Source organism: Butyrivibrio sp. WCE2006 (assembly GCF_000701985.1).
Taxonomy (GTDB): domain Bacteria; phylum Bacillota; class Clostridia; order Lachnospirales; family Lachnospiraceae; genus Butyrivibrio.
On record NZ_JNKH01000007.1, the window covers coordinates 123,632 to 141,051 of the forward strand.

Annotated in this window: 26 protein-coding genes; 25 read left to right on the forward strand and 1 reads right to left on the reverse strand. The window is 40.0% G+C overall.

Annotated features, from left to right (window positions below; translation table 11 throughout):
• Positions 1–27 precede the first annotated feature (27 nt).
• The 18 genes from T501_RS22840 (at position 28) to T501_RS07100 (ending at position 11,964) form a co-directional block, all read left to right on the forward strand.
• Positions 28–144 carry a DUF3781 domain-containing protein gene (locus tag T501_RS22840; protein WP_442856353.1) on the forward strand — a complete coding sequence of 39 codons (117 nt, stop codon included), beginning with the start codon at positions 28–30 and terminating at the stop codon, positions 142–144.
• The gene (locus T501_RS07020; protein WP_044913975.1) at positions 141–995 is read left to right on the forward strand and encodes a hypothetical protein; all 855 of its coding nucleotides are present in this window, start codon (positions 141–143) and stop codon (positions 993–995) included. The genes T501_RS22840 and T501_RS07020 overlap by 4 nt, the downstream gene beginning before the upstream one ends.
• Positions 996–1,033: 38 nt before the next feature.
• Positions 1,034–1,720, forward strand: a complete 687-nt coding sequence (locus tag T501_RS07025) for an MBL fold metallo-hydrolase (protein WP_044913976.1) — start codon at positions 1,034–1,036, stop codon at positions 1,718–1,720.
• A gap of 62 nt (positions 1,721–1,782) precedes the next feature.
• Complete coding sequence (locus T501_RS07030) at positions 1,783–2,034, forward strand: hypothetical protein (RefSeq protein WP_155994803.1); 252 nt, start codon at positions 1,783–1,785, stop codon at positions 2,032–2,034.
• Positions 2,035–2,121: 87 nt separating this feature from the next.
• Positions 2,122–2,706, forward strand: a complete 585-nt coding sequence (locus tag T501_RS07035; protein ID WP_044913978.1) for a TetR/AcrR family transcriptional regulator — start codon at positions 2,122–2,124, stop codon at positions 2,704–2,706.
• 129 nt (positions 2,707–2,835) lie between these two features.
• Positions 2,836–3,327: a GNAT family N-acetyltransferase gene (locus T501_RS07040; RefSeq protein ID WP_044913979.1), complete on the forward strand. Its 492-nt coding sequence runs from the start codon at positions 2,836–2,838 to the stop codon at positions 3,325–3,327.
• Between the two features lie 4 nt (positions 3,328–3,331).
• Positions 3,332–3,781 (forward strand): GNAT family N-acetyltransferase, encoded by a 450-nt coding sequence (locus T501_RS07045; protein ID WP_024865553.1) that lies wholly within the window; start codon positions 3,332–3,334, stop codon positions 3,779–3,781.
• 100 nt (positions 3,782–3,881) lie between these two features.
• Positions 3,882–4,484, forward strand: coding sequence for a GNAT family N-acetyltransferase (locus T501_RS07050; RefSeq protein ID WP_081843068.1), 603 nt, complete (start codon positions 3,882–3,884; stop codon positions 4,482–4,484).
• 251 nt (positions 4,485–4,735) lie between these two features.
• Positions 4,736–5,191 (forward strand): GNAT family N-acetyltransferase, encoded by a 456-nt coding sequence (locus T501_RS07055; protein WP_044914046.1) that lies wholly within the window; start codon positions 4,736–4,738, stop codon positions 5,189–5,191.
• A gap of 10 nt (positions 5,192–5,201) precedes the next feature.
• Positions 5,202–5,639: a GNAT family N-acetyltransferase gene (locus T501_RS07060; protein ID WP_044913981.1), complete on the forward strand. Its 438-nt coding sequence runs from the start codon at positions 5,202–5,204 to the stop codon at positions 5,637–5,639.
• A gap of 32 nt (positions 5,640–5,671) precedes the next feature.
• Entirely contained in the window at positions 5,672–6,916 is a 1,245-nt protein-coding gene (locus T501_RS20725; protein ID WP_081843069.1) for a tyrosine-protein phosphatase, read from the forward strand.
• Positions 6,917–7,262: 346 nt separating this feature from the next.
• A complete protein-coding gene (locus T501_RS07075; protein WP_026511902.1) occupies positions 7,263–8,027 on the forward strand; it encodes a hypothetical protein in 765 nt (254 codons plus the stop codon).
• Positions 8,028–8,389: 362 nt separating this feature from the next.
• Positions 8,390–8,839, forward strand: coding sequence for a GNAT family N-acetyltransferase (locus T501_RS07080; protein WP_044913983.1), 450 nt, complete (start codon positions 8,390–8,392; stop codon positions 8,837–8,839).
• A 32-nt stretch (positions 8,840–8,871) separates the two neighbouring features.
• Positions 8,872–9,264 carry a hypothetical protein gene (locus T501_RS07085; protein WP_026511900.1) on the forward strand — a complete coding sequence of 131 codons (393 nt, stop codon included), beginning with the start codon at positions 8,872–8,874 and terminating at the stop codon, positions 9,262–9,264.
• Between the two features lie 60 nt (positions 9,265–9,324).
• Positions 9,325–10,575 (forward strand): PDDEXK family nuclease, encoded by a 1,251-nt coding sequence (locus T501_RS07090; protein WP_044913984.1) that lies wholly within the window; start codon positions 9,325–9,327, stop codon positions 10,573–10,575.
• Positions 10,576–10,591: 16 nt separating this feature from the next.
• Positions 10,592–10,747 carry a hypothetical protein gene (locus T501_RS21250; RefSeq protein ID WP_155831552.1) on the forward strand — a complete coding sequence of 52 codons (156 nt, stop codon included), beginning with the start codon at positions 10,592–10,594 and terminating at the stop codon, positions 10,745–10,747.
• A gap of 200 nt (positions 10,748–10,947) precedes the next feature.
• Positions 10,948–11,433, forward strand: a complete 486-nt coding sequence (locus tag T501_RS07095; protein ID WP_044913985.1) for an NUDIX domain-containing protein — start codon at positions 10,948–10,950, stop codon at positions 11,431–11,433.
• An 18-nt stretch (positions 11,434–11,451) separates the two neighbouring features.
• Positions 11,452–11,964: a GrpB family protein gene (locus tag T501_RS07100; RefSeq protein ID WP_044913986.1), complete on the forward strand. Its 513-nt coding sequence runs from the start codon at positions 11,452–11,454 to the stop codon at positions 11,962–11,964.
• Positions 11,965–12,049: 85 nt separating this feature from the next.
• Here the strand turns inward: T501_RS07100 and T501_RS07105 are convergent, their stop codons facing one another.
• Positions 12,050–12,379 carry a winged helix-turn-helix transcriptional regulator gene (locus T501_RS07105; protein ID WP_026491803.1) on the reverse strand — a complete coding sequence of 110 codons (330 nt, stop codon included), beginning with the start codon at positions 12,377–12,379 and terminating at the stop codon, positions 12,050–12,052.
• 206 nt (positions 12,380–12,585) lie between these two features.
• Between T501_RS07105 and acgA the strand changes: the two genes are divergently transcribed.
• The 7 genes from acgA to T501_RS07135 all read left to right on the forward strand — a co-directional run bounded on the left by acgA (position 12,586) and on the right by T501_RS07135 (position 17,207).
• A complete protein-coding gene (gene acgA / locus T501_RS07110; protein ID WP_044914051.1) occupies positions 12,586–12,801 on the forward strand; it encodes an ACGX-repeat peptide in 216 nt (71 codons plus the stop codon).
• 101 nt (positions 12,802–12,902) lie between these two features.
• Positions 12,903–13,964 carry a radical SAM/SPASM domain protein, ACGX system gene (acgM, locus tag T501_RS07115; RefSeq protein ID WP_044913987.1) on the forward strand — a complete coding sequence of 354 codons (1,062 nt, stop codon included), beginning with the start codon at positions 12,903–12,905 and terminating at the stop codon, positions 13,962–13,964.
• Complete coding sequence (locus T501_RS07120; RefSeq protein ID WP_044913988.1) at positions 13,958–14,539, forward strand: nitroreductase family protein; 582 nt, start codon at positions 13,958–13,960, stop codon at positions 14,537–14,539. Before acgM ends, T501_RS07120 begins: the two co-directional genes overlap by 7 nt.
• 9 nt (positions 14,540–14,548) lie before the next feature.
• On the forward strand, positions 14,549–15,043 hold the full coding sequence (locus tag T501_RS07125; RefSeq protein WP_044913989.1) for an AAA family ATPase: 495 nt from the start codon (positions 14,549–14,551) through the stop codon (positions 15,041–15,043).
• A 28-nt stretch (positions 15,044–15,071) separates the two neighbouring features.
• Positions 15,072–15,638: a GrpB family protein gene (locus T501_RS07130; RefSeq protein ID WP_044913990.1), complete on the forward strand. Its 567-nt coding sequence runs from the start codon at positions 15,072–15,074 to the stop codon at positions 15,636–15,638.
• 259 nt (positions 15,639–15,897) lie between these two features.
• Positions 15,898–16,023 (forward strand): hypothetical protein, encoded by a 126-nt coding sequence (locus tag T501_RS22380; protein ID WP_255347425.1) that lies wholly within the window; start codon positions 15,898–15,900, stop codon positions 16,021–16,023.
• Between the two features lie 26 nt (positions 16,024–16,049).
• Positions 16,050–17,207: a M20/M25/M40 family metallo-hydrolase gene (locus T501_RS07135; protein WP_044913991.1), complete on the forward strand. Its 1,158-nt coding sequence runs from the start codon at positions 16,050–16,052 to the stop codon at positions 17,205–17,207.
• The last annotated feature ends 213 nt before the right edge of the window (positions 17,208–17,420 follow it).

The window sequence follows — 17,420 nt, forward strand, 5'->3', positions numbered from 1 at the left end:
ACAATAGGATATGTAGGTGGCTCACTAATATTTGATGAAGTCGATGTTGTCGAGTGGTGCAAGTCAAAGATAATGTCAAAAAAGGCAGAGATAAGCAGGCAGGGAAAGAATTGGTATATTTCTACGGAGGACTATAAGGAATGAACACGATTTTGGAATATGCTCAAAGGAATAAATCCTCTTTTGAGATGGGAGGAGTCTCATCCAATGAAATTCGTTTTTTTACATACGAGGGAAAAAGATATATTTTAAAGACTCCCTTAATGACAAGAGATGATTTTTCACCGTTCTGGACAATGATGAGAAAGGTGTTTGGTTATTCGGTAAAGGAGCAGAATTCAAGTCTTCATAATATCTACAATACTTTGAAGGCTAACCATCACATAAAAGTGGCTCCGTTTGTAGCAGCCAATGAAGATGCAAGCGTTTTTGAGTTTGTTGAAGGAACAGCATGGGATAATGATTTTTTTCCAAAGGGAAAGAAAAATGCTTATACTCTAGGACAGTTTATTGGATATAATCACAGGACAAAGTACGATTATTCCGGACTTTTGGGCGTTTCAAAAGGAGATTTATTTTTTGAGAATGCCAGAAGATATATTGAAGATTGTATTAGCGAGCATTGGAGTGGGGATGATGATGCAGATAAAAAGGTCAGGGGTTGTTACGAGCAGATAAAGGATAAAAAGCTTTCAAACAATGGGAATTCTCTAATTATGGTCGACATCTGCGCGGATCAGTTCTTGTTTTGCGATGAGAATATTGTAGCGTGTGTTGATTTAGATGCGTATGTGATTGGACCTGTAGAATGGGAGCTTAGCTTTCTTCATTACCAGGTTGAGGACTGGGATGAATTCAAGGCGGGATATGAGACATATTGTGAGATGCCGTCGTTTGAGGAAGTGAGTAAATTATTCTTTTTGCTTATGGCACTCAGTTCATACGATAACAAAGCAGCAATTGATGGCTACTGGGCTGCTCTATTAGAGGAATGATATAGAAATCGAAATCAAGAAAGAGAATTGGTGTGAAGATGCTGAAAAGATTATCGGATAGAATCTGGTACTATCCCATGGAAGAGGAGCGAGACAGGCCTAATCTAGGATATATACGTGGAGATAACTGGAGTCTTGCTGTTGATGCGGGCCATTCAGAGGCACATACCAGGGAATTTTATGAGGCATTGGAAGAGAATGGTTTACCGCTTCCAAAACTCACTGTGATCACGCATTGGCACTGGGATCATACATTTGGAATGCATGCGGTAAATGGGCTTTGTCTTGCTAATGAACGCACGAATGAGTATTTGCTTAATTTCAAGCGTAGGCTATCCCAGGAAGGGAACGAGTTCTTCCTGAACATGCATGAGAGCATACGTAATGAGTATTCATATAACAAACCGGTGATAGTAACGCCGGCAGACATTGTTTTTCATGACAGCATGGTGCTGGATGCAGGCAATTGCCCAATTAAGATTTTTCAGGCTGAATCACCTCATACAGATGATTCGACTCTAATTGAAATTTCCCAAGAAGGAGTTTTGTTTGTTGGGGACGCAACCTGTGGGTCATTTCCTGAATGGAAAAAGAATCCTGTACTGAGTAAGAAATTATCCGAAACCATAATGAAATCAGAGGCGGCTATTTGCCTTGAAGGACACTGGGTTCCAGTTCCGAAAGAGGATACAATTCGAGATCTGTTAGAGGAAGTGGATGAATAAAATGAAGATGGTTCCGGGCTTCTACAACGGATATTGATAGTTTGATTTTTGCCTCTTCTTCAATGAAGGATGCAATAAATACCGTAGGCGACAAAAATGGACTGCCAACAGGTTGGATCAATAAGGAATTCAGAAAAACAAGTTCATACACTGAGAAGATCAGGCAGTATTCCAAGCATTATAAGCTGTTTGCAAATATTCTAGAAGCGAGGATGCTTCCTTCCGAGTACGATGTAGCAATGAAACTTGCGTCATTGAGACCGTACAAGTATGATATGTCAGATGCTGTCGATAAATTCAAATTGACAAGATAATTTATATTGCACTTTATACTTGAAATAGCTAACATTGTTAGTATAATATTAACTAACAATGTTAGCTATTTTTGATTAGGAGATGTTATGCCAAGAACAGGATTATCTAAAGAAGAAATAGTAGAAAAAGCTGCAGAACTGGCCAACGAAAAGGGGCTGTCTTACTTGTCGGTTACTACACTGTCAGAATATTTAGGAATCAAGAAGCCGTCATTGTACAACCACATGAAGACCATAGAAGATATGCACAGAAGTCTTATGATATATGGGTGGCAAACTGTATCGGAAGATGTTGTCAGAGGAATTGATTCTTCAGATGAAAAAGCAAATCTATTTGAGTACGGAAAAAAGTTCTATAAGTTTGCAATGGAGAATCCTGGCGTATTTGAAGCGATGCTCTGGTATAACAAATACTCAGATGATGCGCTGCTTTCTGCCACAGAAGGATTATATTCTTTTTTCTTCAAGCAGACAGATGGCTTAGGGATAGATCGTGAGATCGCTAGTCACTTGCTTCGAACATACAGGGCTTTTCTTGAAGGTTTTATTATGCTTCAGATTCATAATTCCTTTGGAAATCCAATATCATTGAAAGAGAGCTTTGAGATATCACTGAATGTGATGATATCCGGGATGGATGGGTATAGAAATAAGAGGGGTAATAAAAAATGATTGAGTTCAGAAATGCTGAGGTGTCTGATGCAGAGTTGGTTGTAGATATATATAACGCTGCGTTTTTTGATGATTATGTAAGGTATAGATAGTTTTCGATTTTGACGAAGGTGCCGGAGGTAAAGTTTCATGTGTGAAGAGCGTAAGTGGAAAAAGGATATACATATTCAACTTGCAGATATGAAATATCTTGATAGCTGCATAGACATTTTGCAAAATTCTGATTTAGGAAGAGCGTATTTTAGCGATCATGAAAAGGCAACTAATATGCTTACATATGCAGTGGAACAAAAAAACGTATATGTAGCACTGGATGAAAATGAGAAATGTTTAGGATTTATTTACTACATGACAAATGGTGTTTTTGGAAGCTGCCCTTATCTTCATATTGTTGCTGTAAAGGAAGAATACAGGAGTTATGGTATCGGTAGACAGCTGATGAAGTATTTTGAAGATAATGCTTCTGATTCTCCTTCAGCAAAATATTTTTTGACTGTAGATGATTTTAACCCGAGGGCAAAGAAATTATATGAAAATCTGGGATATAAGTCTGTTGGAGAACTAACTGATTTTTATAAAAATGGGATTAACTGCTATCTGATGATGAAAAGAAGGGGGTAAAGATATGAGCCTACAATTTGTAAAAGCAAGCACTTCTGATGCTTTGACACTTAATGGAATATCTAAAAGAGCCTTTGATAGCGATGTTCAGGTTGGAGCACCGTCAGCTGGTGGGCCACCTGGATATATGTCTGTTTCTTATCACACAAAGATGGCCAGAACAAATCATTTGTATATGCTCACGGACAATGGACTAATTGTTGGCGGTGCGATTCTATTTTTGGAAAAAGACAAGTTGAACATTGGAAGGATCTTTGTAAGCCCAGAGCATTATCGCAAAGGCTATGGAGTCTACATGATGCAGGAAATTGAGACAATGTTTTCAAATGTAAAGGAATTTGTATTAGATACGCCCATTTGGAATGTCAGAACAAACGCCTTTTATACCAAGCTGGGATATGTGGAAGTGAGTCGGGATAATGAATTCATTTATTATATTAAGAAATGTGAGTGATGAGGGAGAAGAACCTTTATCCGTGTAGATGAACAGAAAAAGAAAAAAAGCATAAAGGACATTAAGAAAAACGGCTGTGGGGATTGAGGTGATGTTGTAATTGATAAAAATCGAATTATTATCAGAGACAAATTTCTGTTTAGAAGCATTAGATTCATATAACAGAAAACAGAATGTAAATAAAGTATATCGAAGAATAGACGGAGAATATGCATTAGTAGAATGCAAATATACCGAAGATTGGGACTTAAGCCAAAAGCGTTCTGTGGCAAAGCAAATAAGCAGTGATGATTATATTACATACATCGCATTAGAAAATGATACAGTTGTTGGCTTTATTGGGCTATTAAAGAAACTAAACGGTCCTTACATGATTCTTGATATGATGCAGGTATCTTCTGAATGCAGGGGCCAAGGTGTTGGCAGACGATTATTTGAATTGGGAAAAGCGGAAGCAATAAAAGCTGGTGCACAGGCTTTGTACATATCTGCCTGTTCTTCTGAGGAGACGATTGCATTTTACAGAGCAATGGGAAGTGGTCTGGCAAGCATTCCTATAAAAGAACTTGCTGAAAAGGAACCATATGACCTTCAGATGATCTGTCCTGTAATAGACTGCGACAGATACTCGGAGATGAAACTGACAGAGAATATGATTCGTTGGGCTGAATGCAAACATGGCAGCACGGAATATGCAGGCTAGTGTCTTGCGTTTATCGAGGATGCACTTGAAATCAGCAATCATATCGAAATATTTGGTGGAGATTCTGCAAAGGAATCCTGCGAGATGTACAAGGACGCGCTGCGAGGCGGAGTTCCGGAGCGAGGTGCTTTCGTAATTGAATTAAGAAAAACTTATTAACTGGATGGGGCTTTGGGGATTAGGCGCACTTATATCTTATCATAACGAGCCATGCAGGATGTTGTCGATTGTGCCGAGAGGAGAAGATGAAAATGATTGATATAAGAATTGCTACAAAAGATGATATAGACTGTCTGATGAGTATTCGCCTTGAGATGCTTACGGTAGTGAACAACCTACCAGAAAATTTTGAACATTCAGATGAAGTGATAAATGAAAGTCGTGATTACTTTTTAAATGGAGATCAGATGACTGTTCTGGCTAGCAACGGAGATAAAGTTATTGGTTGTGCATCCATGAGTTTTATCAGGATAATGCCAACCTTTGCGCACCCTACAGGAAAAAGAGCCCATCTTATGAATGTCTACACAAGAAGTGAATACCGTCGTCAGGGAATAGCGCGAAAAATGGTTGAAATGCTGATCGAGAAAACATGGGAAAAAGGTGCAACGGAGATCAGTCTTGATGCAACCGCAATGGGAAGACCACTCTATGAAAGTATGGGCTTTACTGATTCTACAGAATGTATGGTACTGACGAATCTGTAGGAGGAATAGTATGAGAGAAATAACACCGAACGAGGTAAGCAAACTGTACGATTGTATTCGTGAGTTATCAGACTATCACAATACAACTTCTGTGAATTTCAAAGGATTTTATCCTTTAAATCCATATGAAAAGACCCTGGAATCATTTGAGGCTGCATTACGAGAGAAAAAATCCTATATTGCAGTCACTGAAATTGAAGACCGGATTATCGGCTTCTGCAAAGTCGATATTAAAGGAGAAATCGGTATACTGGACTATTTGGTGGTAAAAGAGAAATTCAGGGGAAAAGGTTTTGGAAAGGAACTCATGGACTGGGCGATGCTAGTGTTTGACCAAAACAATGTCAGACATATCGAAGTTAAAGTGGTTGATGGCAACAAGGCGATTCATTTGTATGAAAAGTATGGTTTCAAAATGAAATCTCACATATTGGGGATTGAGCGATAAATTGGAATATTATTTTGGAAAATAGATAGCATATGGGAACATTATTACAATCAACATTAAATACAAGGGCACTACCCACTGGAAATCTACGTTATATACGAAGCGATTATCCCGGAAAACTTACAGATCAGGAAGTGAAGTGGCTTCTTCAAAATGATATAACAACGGTCGTTGATCTGAGAGAAGAAAAAGAATATTTAGCTAAACCCTGCAGACTTGAGGATGAAGAAGGCTTTGTCTATTATCATTTGCCGGTGACCGGTGCAGACACACCTAATTCACCTGATGCAGTTGCAGAAACTTATCTTGCTATGATGGATGAACATATGGATAAGATCATTCATACAATAATGAATGCGGATAGCAATGTACTATATTTTTGCAGTGCCGGAAAAGACAGGACGGGCGTGGTTTCAGCGATCATACTGAAGAATCTTGGTATAAGCGATCAAAGGATCATAGATGATTACATGGAAACGAAGGACAATCTGATGGGATTTTTGACTTCATATGTGGCAGCACACCCGGAAGTTAATTTAAATACCATAGTCCCGAATGAGAAGAACATCAAAAGGGTTCTGGAGATTCTCACATACAGAGAAGTTCAGAAGATAGCTAAGGATACTATCGAATACATAATAGATGAAATAAAGCCCGGAATGCCACTTAAAGAAATACGCTTTCTGTGTGAAGAGAAGATGCGAGAACTTGGTGCAGATTCTTTCTGGTACTATGATATCGGAGCATTTGTTTTTGCAGGTGACGATACAACGGTCTCAGTTTCCGGAAGGGAATATATTACTTCGGAAAGATATATTGCAACGGATGATATTATCACTATAGATCTCAGTCCTCAGGTGGAAGGAATGTGGGGAGATTATGCAAGAACTGTTATCGTCCAAAACGGTAAAGCTGTTCGATCATATGACACAATCATGAACGCTGAATGGCGCAGAGGTGTTGAAATGGAAAAACGACTCCATAACAGGATGATGGAAATTGTACGGCCTGAGATGACATTTGAAGAGCTATATTATCAGATGAATGAGTTCATTCAGACAGAGGGCTACATCAATCTTGATTTTATGGGCAATCTCGGACATTCCATAGTTCGTAAGAAAGAAGACAGGATCTATATTGAAAAAGGGAACAGGACGAAACTTGCAGATGTCAGTCTTTTTACATTTGAACCCCATATCAGTGTCAGTGGATCAAAGTATGGCTATAAAAGAGAAAACATCTATTATTTCGATAAAGAAGGATTAAAAGAACTATAAGAAGACTACTCGCATGTTATCTTGGATTTGTTACTCAGGCTATATGTGCGAATTTTGTTCCTCTATTGTTTATAACATTTCACAATATCTATTGTTGCTGGATTATTGGAAAAAGAAACTTTGCCTTTACGGTGGGATCGTGGTTCTGATTGTTTTGATTCTGATTCCTGTGATCTCCCGTATCAGCTACAGGTTCATGTTTGTTTGGATGCCCTATAGTTTTAGTGTGATGATCATTAGTATATTGGCATTTGCAATTTGGCTTATTGCCCGGGGAAGGGAAGAAAAATGATTTAAATAATAATATCAACAATATTATATTTCAGGATAATGGACTAAGTAAAACATGAAGAAAAGGATTAATAGAAAAGAATTTAATGATTTTAAAGCTTTAATACAAAGGGATCTAAACTCGGATGAATATCCCTTTGTTGTAACTGTTCAAAAAAATAAAATTGTTGCCAGGTGGAAAACGCAGCAAATCTCGGAAGAAACTGACAACAGGGACACCGGTTCCTTTTATGTGACATATATACTTAGCAGAGACAAAACGTTTTGCGGCGGTGAAACCTTGCTTGTCAAAGATACTTATAAGCCGCCATTGTCCACGGAGACCAGAGCTGTTTTTTCACTCTCTACACCGAAGAATTTGCCTTGGAGAAAAAGAATCGATCATAAGGATTGGGCGAATATTGGATTTGATGAGGACAAACTCCTTTCCATCATTGAACATTATCTGAGAGATCACGGTTTTGCATATCTCCCGGGAATATGGAATCACAAACGCTTAAGCTGGGAAGAGGGATTTTTGTTTCGCATTGCCGGTATTATTTTTCTATTCGTAGGCATTTTTTTGCTAGTGGGATTTTTGAATAGCTCAATGATCAGTGATTGCTTACGAGTAGATGCTTTTTTCGCAGCAGCTATTTTCCTTCTTTTGTTTGCGACGCTGCTACCATTGATCATGATCATAATTGGAGTCCTGATGTCTCTGATTGGATTTGGCAAAATGGAATTCTATGACCTCAGGCCGGAAGTGGGCATCAAGTTGGTTTTAGGTATCATTATAGTATCCTGGTCAGTGATATTTGCATTGACTATTTCAAATTGAAGGATGTGACGATCATAGGTATATCTCTCGGAGGGTACCTTGCACCCAGAGCCGCAGCTTTTGACAAGATCACGCAGGATATGCAGGATAAATGCGAAGAAATTTTGTAGCAACGAATGATCAGATCATCTTCTGCATTTTGGGGCCCATAACGGAAAATATCTTGTGATAATAAACAAGGGAAAAACAAAACTCGAAGGAAAAGCAGACTTCGTTTTTCATGAAAGCATTGGGAAGATAATGAACCAGATTGAGGTCTGACCAGTATGATTTCTTTCAGGTATGTGGTGACAAAAATATTCCTTATAGAGAAATGATTATGATAGTTCTGTTTTACCGAGGATGATAGGTGGATTGCTGGAATGAAGATTGAGTTAAGAGATCTGACTGAAGAAAATATGGGGCAATGCTTTGGCCTTAGAGTTGCTAAGGATCAGATGCAATATATTGCTTCAAATGAGGATTCTTGGAATACTGCGAAAGAAAATGATAAAGTAGCCCGTCCTTTTGCTATATACTGCGATGGGAAAATGGTGGGATTTACAATGCTTGCCTTTGATGAGGAGTATGAGGATCCGAATGACAGATATTGGTTATGGAGATTAATGATTGACGAAAGTTTGCAGGGAAAAGGATACGGAACTGCGGCACTTAAGGAAATCATACAGTATTTTAAGTTTCACAGAGCAAACAATATACGTCTATCAACAAAGAATACAAACACCAATGCATTATCCATGTATCGGAAGGCTGGATTCCGAGATACAGGAGAAATGAATGATGAAGAGATAGTTCTTCAGCTAGATTTTTAATTAATTGAAATAGTATGAAAGGCTTTAAAATAATGAAGAATATCCGAATTTTCACGACTGAAAAGTATGCCGCAGATGAATATACTAAGGTAAAAGCAAATATATATAAGACACATGATTCCTTATTGGATCAGGATGCTTATGTTACTTCGATTTCTTTTGAACAAGAACCGGAATATGGAGAAGGAACTGACTCGAGTGATATTTCTCAGTATCCTCTTGAAGATATTTTGGACAAATACTATGTTGCAGTCGAGGATTTCTATGAGAATCTAAATGACGGCAGTGACAATACTTGTTATTTGGAATTTACGGGTGCCAGCATGGAAGATATAGAAAATCTGCTTCAGATAGTGGGAAAACATGTTTATAACCGTAGAGAAGAAATAGATGGACAGACCTATATTGATCTGATTATCGAATAAATACTTCCGGTAATGTTGTATTGCTGCAGGATAATTGCTTTAGGTAAAGGGTGAATCTAAATGGAATATGCATATAAAAAGGATCCACCAATCCATAAAAAGACAGTTTTTCCGAATTCATTTGACAGGCTGGAAATGCTCTGGGATAAATATCCGCAGTTTCATGAGCCAGAACTGTTCACGAGTCTGGACGAACTGCTAAAAGAGCATGAATCCTATCAGAAAGACTTTGATGATGAGCTCAGGAAAGAATATGAATCAAAAGGATTCGACAAGTTCCTTATCAGGCTGTCCTGGGAGGATCTACCATACCGCTATGCTACAAAGGAACTTATTGAAAAAATCGGACCGATTGGGCCCAACAAGTATGTGGAAAGATTCATGAGCCAGTTTTCCGAAATTGATACTGACCATAAGGCAGTATTTATCTTCCCTGAGAGCTATGTATCGCAGTTTTTTGTTGTAACACAGGTCTGCATGAGAGCAGAAAAGTTTCATCCCATCAGGAGTCTGTTTCCTGACGAAGAAAAGGTTCATTATTTAGCTGTCTTTGATAAAGAAAACATGGATGATGTGCTTCTAATGTATCATCTACTCTATACAGGAGGTTCACAGGAAGTTTATGGCGGGTATTCTCTATATGACTACCCGTTTTCTTGGTACCAGACGCATCTTTGGGAAGACGGCGTAGTGCTTCGGTCTCCTTACCTTCCTGACCGGCTGGCAAAATTCCAGGGGAATATCCAGTTTCACCATAATCCGGCAAAGACAGTCTACATCAGGCGAAATATAGAGTATATACTCGGGTGCGGTTATTTTGAGTCGGAACTGGACTTTTTCCTGAATCTGACTACAGTGATCATGCCAGTTCTTCAATGGTGGTATACGGATATTGCGCTCTATGAGGAAAAGGATGGCATTAAGACTGACTGGAGGCTGGAACGTACGATGATAAGAACCAAGCTTACCGCAGACGGTGTAATAAAGCCCAAGTGGAAACATGAGCTTTCGTTATTTGACATGATAAGGAAGAGATATCCTGACACGCTATATCAGTACAGACCGGATTGGCTGGGGCGGCAGAGCCTTGATATCTATGTTCCATCAATCCGGACGGCAGTTGAGTATCAGGGTATTCAGCATTACCACCCAGTAGATTTTTTTGGCGGGGAGGAAGCTCTTTTACAGAGGAAAGAGCTCGATCAGCAAAAAAGAACTCTCTGCGAAGAAAACGGAGTAAGACTTATTGAGTGGGCATATGATGTTCAGCCCACAGATGCTAATGTAAAAAGAATCCTTTCAAATACTTAAAGGAGAGAAAATAAACATGAAAGAAGACCTGATCGAGAGCAAAAGGAGCCTGAAAATAACAAAGGAAGAGATACTTTCCAATCTTGATCTTGCAGACAAGATGAGATGCAATTTGAATGACACCAGTATTGATGCCAAGCCTATTTTGATGCAGCTTGCTGAAGAAGAGTAGTTCGCATTCTAATCTTTGAATGATTTTGAAACGATTATCATACAGTTTTAGGGCTACCAGTTGAATCATACTATGAAGTTGATATCCATGGCCCGGCCGGGGGAGTGTCACATATGATTATTAGTGATGATGGAAAACATCAAGTTAGGCATATTAATGATATGTCATATGTGGTGTAAATGAAATAATTGGAGACACTAATGCAAAAAATACAGATTATAAATGATGACTATCAGGGGCATGTAGATATTTGCCGCCATGCTAGTAGAGGCATTGTCATTAAAGATGGGAAACTTCTGTTAAGGTACGAATCTAATGAGGATAAATACATTATACCTGGAGGTGGTGTGGAGGATGGCGAGACACTTGCTGAATGTTGCGCAATAGAAATAAAGGAAGAGACCGGTATAATTGTAAAGACTGGCGATGAATATCTTGAGATAGAGGAACTGTTTCTTAATTGGCGACATATTCAACATTATTTTCTATGCGAATATATTGAAGATACTGGCATACAGCATTTAACTGATGCAGAGATTAAGTGCGGAGATGTGCCAAGGTGGATGAAAACTGAGGATGCGATTGAGATTTTTGGTAGATATGAAGAATATCATGAAACTTCAATAGCGAACTATGGCTTGTACAGAAGAGAATTTATGGCGTTAAAAACATTGAAAGAATTATAACTTCTAGGTAGTTGTATTATGAAAAAACACGTTGTTGTACAATCATACGATAAAACATGGGCAGATGATTTCGTAGCAATCAGGGACGAATGGAATACTGTGCTTAAGGAGCTTGTGCTACGGATAGAACATGTCGGAAGCACATCGGTGGAAGGCCTCTCAGCAAAACCTATCATTGATATTGATGTTGTAATTCAGGATAGGGAAGATTTACCAGAAGTAATATCAGCTCTTCAAAAGATAGGTTATTCACATGAAGGAGATCAGGGAATTCCGGGGAGAGAAGCGTTTAAGTATGAGGGGAAGGAACATCTTAGGAAACATCATCTTTATGTATGTGCATTGGATGCAGAAGAACTGAGAAGACACATAGCTTTTCGTGACTATCTCCGTAATAATCCTGAAGCTGTTGCTGAGTATAGCAGAATTAAGGAGGAGGGGGCAAAACTACACCCCTGGGATATTGATAAATATATCGAGCATAAATCTCCGTTTATCGAAAGTGTATATAACCGTATCGGATTATTATAATTCAATAAATCCCGGATAGTAAGTTATATCGGAAGATAAAATAACAAATGGCGGAAATGAGAAACTCATGACCGCCATTTTGCGTTTATTCTTCAAGTCCCTGTTTGTAGTTATTTCCCCAAGCTTCCATGGACTTTATAATCGGACGCATGGACTCACCAAGCTCACTTAATGCGTATTCGACGCGGGGCGGAACCTCGGGATATACGGTACGGGTAATGATGCCGTCTGCTTCCATGGAGCGCAAACTGTCTGTAAGCACCTTCTGACTGATTCCATCCAGAGATTTCTGTAATTCGTTAAAACGCCAGGGGCGGACAAGGAGATTTCTCATGATAAGCAGTTTCCATTTGCTGCCGATCAGGCTGACCGTTGTAGCTACCGGGCAATCAGGTAATTCATCTTTTGTTTTCATTGATAACACCTCATTTTTATCAAAACTTCAAATTTGAATGTTACATATAAATTTTACTGTTATGGCGTCTGACAGTCAATAAGTTACAAAAAGGTAACTATCTAATAAAAAAGTGCGTACTTACAATGGTTTCCGGCCTCTGCGATAATCATGATAACAGGAAGGCAATAGGGCCTACTGAAATCAACTTAACGGAGGTAAATATCATGGCATTATCAAACATTGCAGGATGGAACGAAAACACGGCAGGGAGTGCTTGCGGCGCATCCGACAAACCGGCAGCATGTGGTGCATCTGAGAAGCCCGCAGCTTGTGGTACAGGAGATAAGCCCGCTGAAACACCTGCAGCATGTGGGGCGGCAGATAAGCCGGAAGAGAAACCTTCAGCTTGCGGAAGTGCTTGTGGTGCAGGGGACAAATAAGAAAGACATACCATGTTGATCCCCCAGGCAGTCAAAAGCCGGGGGATTATTTTAGAAGATCATCAGCTTACGTGCTGTTTACGATACGGAGGGATACAGATATGAAGCCATACTTTTCTTTTCAATGGCATATAACAGATGAATGCGATCAGAGATGTAAGCATTGCTACATCTATTCAGCAGGTAATCACACCTGCCTGCAATCCATGAACTGGAAGCAGATGGAAGACACCTTTTATAACTGCCTTGATTTCTGTGAAATGTATGGAAGAACTCCGTATTTTTATATAACGGGAGGAGATCCAATATTACATCCTGATTTATGGAGACTGCTGGGACTCTTAAAAGAACATGAGATAGGGTTTACGATCCTTGGAAACCCCTTCCACCTAAACGATCAGGTATGCCTGGAACTAAAGGGCTATGGATGTGAGAAATATCAGCTTTCTCTTGATGGCCTCAGAGAGACTCATGACTGGTTCAGAAAGCCGGGCTCCTTTGACTGTACGCTTGAAAAGATCGCATGCATCAATAAGGCAGGGATCCGAAGCGTTATCATGACTACGGTTTCAAAAACAAACCGCATGGAGGTTCCGGGGATCATTGATGAAGTGGTAAAGGCAGGTGTTAACATATTCGCTTTTTCACGGTATGTACCGAGCGGCGGAGATCTGGATGCCAGCATGACCGCACAGGAATACAGAGAGCTTCTGGCTGTCTGTGACAAGAAGTTCAAAGAATACGAAGCAGAAGGATGTGAGACATACTTTAACAAGAAGGATCACCTTTGGACGCTTTATGAATATGAGACCGGTGAGTTTAAGATTCCCAAGAGCGCAAAAGAGGGAATGATATATGGCGGATGTAACTGCGGAAACTGCCATATCACGATCCTTCCTAATGGCGATATCTATGCATGCCGAAGAGTAGCAGAGAGTAAAGTAGGAAACGTATTTGAAGAAAGACTTGCGGATGTTTGGGTATGCCAGATGGAGAGTTACAGAGAGTATGAGAAGTTCAGTAAATGTTCTAAATGTGAATTAAAGCCCTGGTGCAGGGGATGTCCTGCAGTCGCAAAAGGAACAAACGGAGATTTTTACGCTGCGGATCCCCAGTGCTGGAAAATAAAGAACGAGATCACAGGGGAGGTGTTATCATGTTGATGGATATCATTAAGAGCAGACATTCGATCAGGAAGTATACGGATGAACAGATCAGTCGTGAGGATCTTGAGAAGATTCTCGAAGCAGGAAACTATGCGCCGAATGCAGGCGGAGGGCAGCGCAGCATGATGGTGGCTCTTCACAATAAGGAGCTGACAAGAAAGCTTGGTATCATGAACCTTGCGAAGTTTAACAGGGGAAACCTTGTTGGTTCTTATGTGTCGAAGGAGCAGCCCAGTGTCATTGATGATCCGACAATGAAGGATGGCTTCTACGGAGCACCGACAGTTATAGCAATCTTTTCACAGGGAAATTTCCTGTTTAAGACTGCGGACGCTTTCTGCATGGCAGAAAACATTGTGCTGCAGGCTACAGAGCTTGGCATCGCATCCTGCATCATCTCCAGGGGCGAAGAGACTTTTGACAGTGAAGAGGGCTGGGCACTTATGAAAGAATGGGGCGTACCTGATAATTATATATGTCAAGGCTTTGTGGTTCTCGGATATATCGACGGAGAACAGCCGGTCAGCAAGCCGAGAAAGCCGGGAAGAGTACAGATCATAGAGTGTTTGTGAGGAACGGATATGAAAACAATATATCTGATTGGCGGTACAATGGGCGTCGGTAAAACGACGGTAAGTCAGCAGCTGAAAAAGGAGTTGCCGAACAGTGTTTTTCTTGACGGCGATTGGTGTTGGGATGCCGATCCGTTTCAGGTAACAGAAGAAACAAAAACCATGGTCATGCGCAACATCTGCTTCTTGCTGAATAGTTTTCTCCACTGTACGACCTATAAAAATATCATTTTCTGCTGGGTAATGCATGAACAATCCATTATTGACGAAATAATCAATAGTCTGGACACAGGAGATGCGAGAGTCATAAAGATTTCGCTTATGATCGATGAAACCAATTTGCGAAAAAGACTCTCTGCTGACATCGCCAGGGGGATCCGCAGTAACGATGTAATCGACAGAAGTGTTGCAAGAATCAACATGTATCAAATACTTGACACCATAAAAGTGGATACAGTCAATAAGAACGTTTGTGAAATCGTGAGTGAAATACTGACGCTTTGATATCAACAAATTTATGGAGGCCTTTGGCATGGGAAAAGATTTATCTAAAATGACATTGGAAGAGTTATGGGCATTGTTTCCCATCTTTCTTGTGCCGCACGATGATCGGTGGAAAGATAGCTTCAATGAGATCAGGCAAACGCTGACCGGTCTTTTAGCTGCTCAGCCTGTTGTGCGGATCAGTCATATCGGAAGCACCGCTATTCAGGGAATATGGGCTAAAAATATTGTTGATGTGATGATTGAGATTCCTCAAAGCGCAGACATGAAAGATATAGCACAACTATTGGAACAGAGCGGTTTTACCGTCATGTACGCCGAGGCAAACCGGATTTCACTTAATAAGGGATATACTGAAAACGGATTTGCGGATAAAGTATATCATATCCATCTGCGGTACGCCGGGGACAATGATGAACTGTACTTCCGTGATTATTTGAACGAGCATCCTGCCGTGGCAAAAGAATATGAAACCTTGAAGCTCCGGCTTTGGAAACAATATGAGCATGACCGGGATGCATATACAGATGCGAAGACAGATTTCATCTCCAAATGGACGGCAGAAGCACGAAAGGAATATGGAGACCGATACTGACATATTTAAATTTCCTGATTTATTATAATGACCTCAGAAAGGAGGTACATTATCTATGATGAATCAGGAAACATCATAAACTAAAAAGATGTACAAGGAAATAATAACTTCCGTGTGCATCTTTTTTGTAACCATGTATTATTTATGCATTTTTAAGACTATCACAAGACGTAATATAGTAAAATTAAAGGGGTATTGATGCCACCTAAAGCTTGATTTGGCAAACTTAAGCTTACTTATGAGAGGATAATTGAAAAACATGAAAAGAAGGCTGCTTGCCCTTTGTTTACTTATGGGCATCATGATCAGTGGCTGCGGGAATGCTGCACAAGGTGGTGATAGCCAGGAAAGTGGTACCTTGGGTAATGAAAATGAGCCAATATGACTGTGAAGAAGCAGGAGCAATTTTCTATGAGAGAAAATGACAAGAGAGTAGTAGACAGATTTACAGAGCTTGCGCTGGTAGACGGTGAATCCTTTAATGAGAGGCTTGTCGCTGATTATCTTATAGTAGAGTTCCAAAAGCTGGGAATAAAGCTTATCGAGGATGATATTGCCGGTAAGATCGGTGGTAACTGTGGGAATCTGTATGGCTTTGCAGAGGGGCGAGGAAAGTATGCAGACTCTGAGCCTATTCTGTTCTGTGCACATATGGACACCGTATCTCCGGGGAACAATAAGAAGATCATATTAAATGACGGCGGAACAATCACAAGCGATCATACGACTGTCCTGGGAGCAGATGACAGGGTTGGCATAGCAGGAATTATCGAGGCGTACACCAGAGTAATCGAGGAAAATCTGGATCATCCGCCAATAGAGTTTCTGTTTACGGTGGCAGAAGAGGTTTACGGCCTTGGAAGCGCGGCTCTTGATTATTCAAGGATTCGCTCCAGGATAGCCTTTGCTCCCGACTGCAGCGGAGAATATGGAGTCTATTCATCCTGCGAGCCGACACTCATTTCATTCGAAGTACATATAAAGGGTAAGGCTTCCCACGCTGGTTATGAGCCTGAAAAGGGAATAAATGCAATAGCAGTAGCAGCTGCTGCAATCAGCAGAATAAAGCAGGGGTGGGCTGATGATCACACCACGCTGAATATCGGAATAATAGAAGGCGGAAGTGTTACCAACGCTGTTCCGGAAAACTGTTTTATAAAAGGTGAGATAAGAAGCGGTGTCCATGAAGATGCACATCGGACAATAGACTTAGTAGAAAGCATTTTTTCAGAAGAAGCGAATAGAGCAGGTGCAGAGCTTTGCATAGATAAAAAAGAAAGAATCACCGTTTACAGGATAGATCCCGGAGCCGCAGAAGGAAGTGCTTTGGATAGATATAAGAGAGCATTAGAGAAACAGGGAAGGAGAGCCGTGGCAAAGAAATCCTTTGGAGGAAGTGATATAAATTCTTTGATAAAACACGGAATGGACGGACTAAATATATACGGTCCCATGCATAACATACATACAACTGAAGAATACACAACTGTCCAGGAAATAGCAGACTTCACAGAACTGATAAAGATACTTATGACATACCATGAGGAACAATTTAAAGGCTTTTGCTAATATAAGGGGCAATAATGAATAGGAATAAGGAGTATTTTCAGCTTCTTTAAGCATCTTAAGCTGTTCGTTTGTAAGTTTTGAAGTTACGTCTATTGATTTTTTAATAGTAGCCATAATACTCGTCCCATTCAAATTCCATGTTTTTCATACTATTATTATAGTTTTTGTAATGCAGATTTGAAATGCATATTTGTATTGCAATTTCGTACTACA

Coding starts and splice junctions, on each gene's coding strand:
- T501_RS07020 (WP_044913975.1), top strand. CDS start 141: ATGAACACGATTTTGGAATATGCTCAAAGGAATAAATCCTCTTTTGAG.
- T501_RS07025 (WP_044913976.1), top strand. CDS start 1,034: ATGCTGAAAAGATTATCGGATAGAATCTGGTACTATCCCATGGAAGAG.
- T501_RS07030 (WP_155994803.1), top strand. CDS start 1,783: ATGAAGGATGCAATAAATACCGTAGGCGACAAAAATGGACTGCCAACA.
- T501_RS07035 (WP_044913978.1), top strand. CDS start 2,122: ATGCCAAGAACAGGATTATCTAAAGAAGAAATAGTAGAAAAAGCTGCA.
- T501_RS07040 (WP_044913979.1), top strand. CDS start 2,836: ATGTGTGAAGAGCGTAAGTGGAAAAAGGATATACATATTCAACTTGCA.
- T501_RS07045 (WP_024865553.1), top strand. CDS start 3,332: ATGAGCCTACAATTTGTAAAAGCAAGCACTTCTGATGCTTTGACACTT.
- T501_RS07055 (WP_044914046.1), top strand. CDS start 4,736: ATGATTGATATAAGAATTGCTACAAAAGATGATATAGACTGTCTGATG.
- T501_RS07060 (WP_044913981.1), top strand. CDS start 5,202: ATGAGAGAAATAACACCGAACGAGGTAAGCAAACTGTACGATTGTATT.
- T501_RS20725 (WP_081843069.1), top strand. CDS start 5,672: ATGGGAACATTATTACAATCAACATTAAATACAAGGGCACTACCCACT.
- T501_RS07075 (WP_026511902.1), top strand. CDS start 7,263: ATGAAGAAAAGGATTAATAGAAAAGAATTTAATGATTTTAAAGCTTTA.
- T501_RS07080 (WP_044913983.1), top strand. CDS start 8,390: ATGAAGATTGAGTTAAGAGATCTGACTGAAGAAAATATGGGGCAATGC.
- T501_RS07085 (WP_026511900.1), top strand. CDS start 8,872: ATGAAGAATATCCGAATTTTCACGACTGAAAAGTATGCCGCAGATGAA.
- T501_RS07090 (WP_044913984.1), top strand. CDS start 9,325: ATGGAATATGCATATAAAAAGGATCCACCAATCCATAAAAAGACAGTT.
- T501_RS21250 (WP_155831552.1), top strand. CDS start 10,592: ATGAAAGAAGACCTGATCGAGAGCAAAAGGAGCCTGAAAATAACAAAG.
- T501_RS07095 (WP_044913985.1), top strand. CDS start 10,948: ATGCAAAAAATACAGATTATAAATGATGACTATCAGGGGCATGTAGAT.
- T501_RS07100 (WP_044913986.1), top strand. CDS start 11,452: ATGAAAAAACACGTTGTTGTACAATCATACGATAAAACATGGGCAGAT.
- T501_RS07105 (WP_026491803.1), bottom strand. CDS start 12,379: ATGAAAACAAAAGATGAATTACCTGATTGCCCGGTAGCTACAACGGTC.
- acgA (WP_044914051.1), top strand. CDS start 12,586: ATGGCATTATCAAACATTGCAGGATGGAACGAAAACACGGCAGGGAGT.
- acgM (WP_044913987.1), top strand. CDS start 12,903: ATGAAGCCATACTTTTCTTTTCAATGGCATATAACAGATGAATGCGAT.
- T501_RS07120 (WP_044913988.1), top strand. CDS start 13,958: ATGTTGATGGATATCATTAAGAGCAGACATTCGATCAGGAAGTATACG.
- T501_RS07125 (WP_044913989.1), top strand. CDS start 14,549: ATGAAAACAATATATCTGATTGGCGGTACAATGGGCGTCGGTAAAACG.
- T501_RS07130 (WP_044913990.1), top strand. CDS start 15,072: ATGGGAAAAGATTTATCTAAAATGACATTGGAAGAGTTATGGGCATTG.
- T501_RS22380 (WP_255347425.1), top strand. CDS start 15,898: ATGAAAAGAAGGCTGCTTGCCCTTTGTTTACTTATGGGCATCATGATC.
- T501_RS07135 (WP_044913991.1), top strand. CDS start 16,050: ATGAGAGAAAATGACAAGAGAGTAGTAGACAGATTTACAGAGCTTGCG.